General features: G+C 61.9%; 3 protein-coding genes. All 3 read left to right on the forward strand.

The features are described 5' to 3' along the window. A partial coding sequence (locus tag HMPREF0178_RS12370) for a TRAP transporter fused permease subunit (RefSeq protein ID WP_009368379.1) occupies positions 1-1,208 on the forward strand: 1,208 nt, incomplete at its 5' end. Between the two features lie 55 nt (positions 1,209-1,263). Then, positions 1,264-2,241: a TAXI family TRAP transporter solute-binding subunit gene (locus HMPREF0178_RS12375; RefSeq protein WP_009368380.1), complete on the forward strand. Its 978-nt coding sequence runs from the start codon at positions 1,264-1,266 to the stop codon at positions 2,239-2,241. Between the two features lie 116 nt (positions 2,242-2,357). After that, positions 2,358-3,215 (forward strand): amidohydrolase family protein, encoded by an 858-nt coding sequence (locus tag HMPREF0178_RS12380; protein WP_009368381.1) that lies wholly within the window; start codon positions 2,358-2,360, stop codon positions 3,213-3,215. Positions 3,216-3,223: the final 8 nt, after the last annotated feature.

Below are 3,223 nucleotides of genomic sequence, written 5' to 3' on the forward strand. Positions count from 1 at the left end.
CGGCCCTGTTCGGGACTATTTCGGGAAGCGCCGCCGCCAACGTCTATGGCACCGGCACCTTCACCATCCCGCTCATGAAGAAGGTCGGCTATACGCCCCATTTCGCGGGCGCGGTTGAGGCCGTGGCCTCCACCGGCGGACAGATGATGCCCCCGATCATGGGCGCGGCGGCCTTCATCATGGCCGACGTCATCGGCGTCAGCTACCTGACCATCGCCAAGGCCGCCCTGATTCCTTCCGTCCTCTATTACCTGACGCTGCTCGCCATCATCCACCTTGAAGCCGTCAGCAAGAACATGGGCACCCTGCCCCCCGAACTCGTCCCCAGCGCGGCTTCGGTTCTGCGCCGCCTCTACTACCTGTTCCCGCTGGTGTTCCTGATCACCATCCTGCTCATGGGCCGCAGCGTCATCGCCTGCGCCTACTACGGCACCGTGTGCATCGTGATCCTCAGCATGATCCGTTCCGAAACGCGCTTCACCTTCAAGCGGCTCTGCGGCGCGCTGGAACTTTCGGCCAAGAATGCCATGATGGTTTCCTCCTGCTGCGCCTGCGCGGGTATCATCATCGGCGTCATCAGCCTGACCGGCATCGGCTACAAGTTCATCAACGTCATCACCGCGCTCGCGGGCAGCAACCTGCTGCTGCTCATGGCCATGCTGATGGTCACCTGCATCATCCTCGGCATGGGCGTGCCCACGGCCCCGGCGTACATCATCGTCGCCACTCTCGGCGCTCCGGCCCTCATGAAGGCGGGCGTCCCGATCATCGCCGCGCACATGTTTGTGTACTTCTACGCCATCCTTTCCGTGATTACGCCGCCCGTGTGCCTCGCGGCCTTCGCGGGGGCCGCCATCGCGGAAACCAACGCCATGAAGACGGGGGTTACCGCCATGAAGCTCGGCATTGTGGCCTTCATCATCCCCTTCATGTTCGTGTTCGAGCCCGCCCTGCTCATGCAGGGGTCCACGACCGAGATCGTCACGGCCTTCACTTCGGCCCTCGTCGGCGTCATCGGCGTAGCCTCCGGGATACAGAACTGGCTCCTCGTCCGCTGCCGCCTATGGGAACGCGCCCTCCTGCTCGCCAGCGGGCTCATGCTCATCTTCCCCGGCCTCATCACGGATACCATCGGCCTTTCCAGCCTCCTCATCGTCCTGTTCGCACAGCGCCTCAGAAGAAGCGGTTCCCCCGTCGCGGCCGCCTGACCGTCCTGGGATGTTCGATATGGCAGCAAACCCTAACTCTTGGAGGTTCCCGTCCATGCGTACCAACATCATAGCCGCCGCCGTGGCCCTGGCCATCGCACTATTCCCCTCCGCCGCCCTTGCCGAAAAGACAAGACTGACCGCCGTGTCCGGCCCCGTGTCCGGGGGCTGGTACCTCGGCGTCGGCCTCGTTGCCAAGGCATTCACCGATGCCAACCCCAACTATGAAGTCACCATGCTGCCCGGCAACTCCACTTCCAACGTCATCCAGCTCCAGCAGAAGAAGGCGGATCTGTCCATCGGTATGCACACCATGAACATGGCCGCCATCAAGGGGACGGCCCCCTACAAGAAGGCGTTCCCCAACATCGCCGCCTACGCCAACCTCAACGACACCGCCCGGTTCCATTTCGTGGTGACCAAGAAGTCCGGCATCACCTCCATCGCGCAGCTCCGCGACTCCAAGATGCCCGTCCGCCTCGCCTACGGCGCGGTCGGCGGTTCCGGCGAAGTGTTTTGCGGCTGGATCTTTGAAAGCTACGGCTTCACCTACAAGGACATCCAGTCGTGGGGCGGCAAGCTGTATTCCAATAACTTCGATGATATCGTGAATATGACCAAGGACGGCCAGCTTGACGCCATCGTATGGGTCGGGCCCGGCGAATCGTGGTTCTTCACCGAAATCGCCCAGAACGTCGACCTCGTATGGCTTCCCGTCGACGAAAAGATCATGGACGACGTCGCCAAGAAGCACGGGCTCGGCAAGGGTACCATCCCCGGCTCCCTGTTCAAGGGCATGGTGGGCAAGAACATCCCGACCGTAACCGAATGCAACGAACTCACCGTGCGCGCCGACCTCGACGAGGACACCGTGTACAAGCTGACCAAGGCGTTCATCGAAAATCTCGACGACATCAGGAAGGGCTGCGCGACGTGGGCCGACTGCACGCCCGAAAAGGCCGCCAAGGACACCGGCGCACCCATGCATCCCGGCGCCGTCCGCTACTACAAGGAAGCCGGGCTGCTGAAGTAGCCCCGGTATCCCCGCAGCGCGGGGAGTTCCCCCCTCCCCGCGTCCCGAATCATCGAAAGGAAGCCTCCACCTTTAACCATTACACGGGGCCACACCCACAAACAAAGGAATCCGCCATGATCATCGATTTTCGCGCCCGTCCCCCCTACAAGAGTTTCCTCAAGCTGAGCCTGTACAAGCCGTGGCGTCCCCTGCCTGAAGATCCCGCAGAATGGGGGGCTTTCGAGCTCGGGCGCGAGCCCAACGTCACCGCCGACGCCCATGATATGGACGCCTTCGTCAAGGAAATGGACGACAACGGCATCGTCAAGGCCGTGCTCATGGGACGCCATGCCGACGATTTCGGCATCGTGGACAACGACGAGCTGTATGAGCTGACCCAGAAGTATCCGGGCCGCTTCTTCCCCTTCGCCGGGATCAATCCCCGCGAGGAAGGCGCGGTGGAAGAAGTGGAGCGCTGCATCTCCAAGATGGGCTTCAAGGGCATCAGCGTCGATCCGGGCTGGCTGAACCCGCCGCTGAAGGGCGACGATCCGATCTTCACGCCCATCTATGACAAGTGCGCCGAGCTCGGTGGCATCCTCGTCATGAGCGTCAGCGCGGCCCTCGGCCCCGATCTGACCTATTCCGATCCGGTCATCGTACAGCACGTCGCCACCAGGTACCCCAACATGAAAATCGTCGTGGCCCACGGCTGCTGGCCGCATGTGGAGCGGATGCTTGCCGTCGCCATGCGCTGCCCCAACGTGTATCTGGTTCCCGACTGCTACGTATACATCGACTGCATGCCCTTTGCGGATACGTACATTGAGGCGGCGAATTCCTTCCTCAAGTACCGCACCATTTTCGGCAGCACCTATCCTGAACGCAGCCTGAAACAGACCATCGAAGGCTGGAAGAAACGCCCGTGGGATCCGGAAGCCCTTGAGCTTTCCCTCTACGGCAACGCCGCCCGTTTGTTGGGTATTGAGTAGGAGTTATT

Source organism: Bilophila sp. 4_1_30 (genome assembly GCF_000224655.1).
GTDB classification, from domain to species: Bacteria; Desulfobacterota; Desulfovibrionia; order Desulfovibrionales; family Desulfovibrionaceae; genus Bilophila; species Bilophila wadsworthia.

Bases quoted from the DNA above. Each gene is read 5' to 3' on its own strand.
- HMPREF0178_RS12375 (WP_009368380.1), top strand. From the start codon at position 1,264: ATGCGTACCAACATCATAGCCGCCGCCGTGGCCCTGGCCATCGCACTA.
- HMPREF0178_RS12380 (WP_009368381.1), top strand. From the start codon at position 2,358: ATGATCATCGATTTTCGCGCCCGTCCCCCCTACAAGAGTTTCCTCAAG.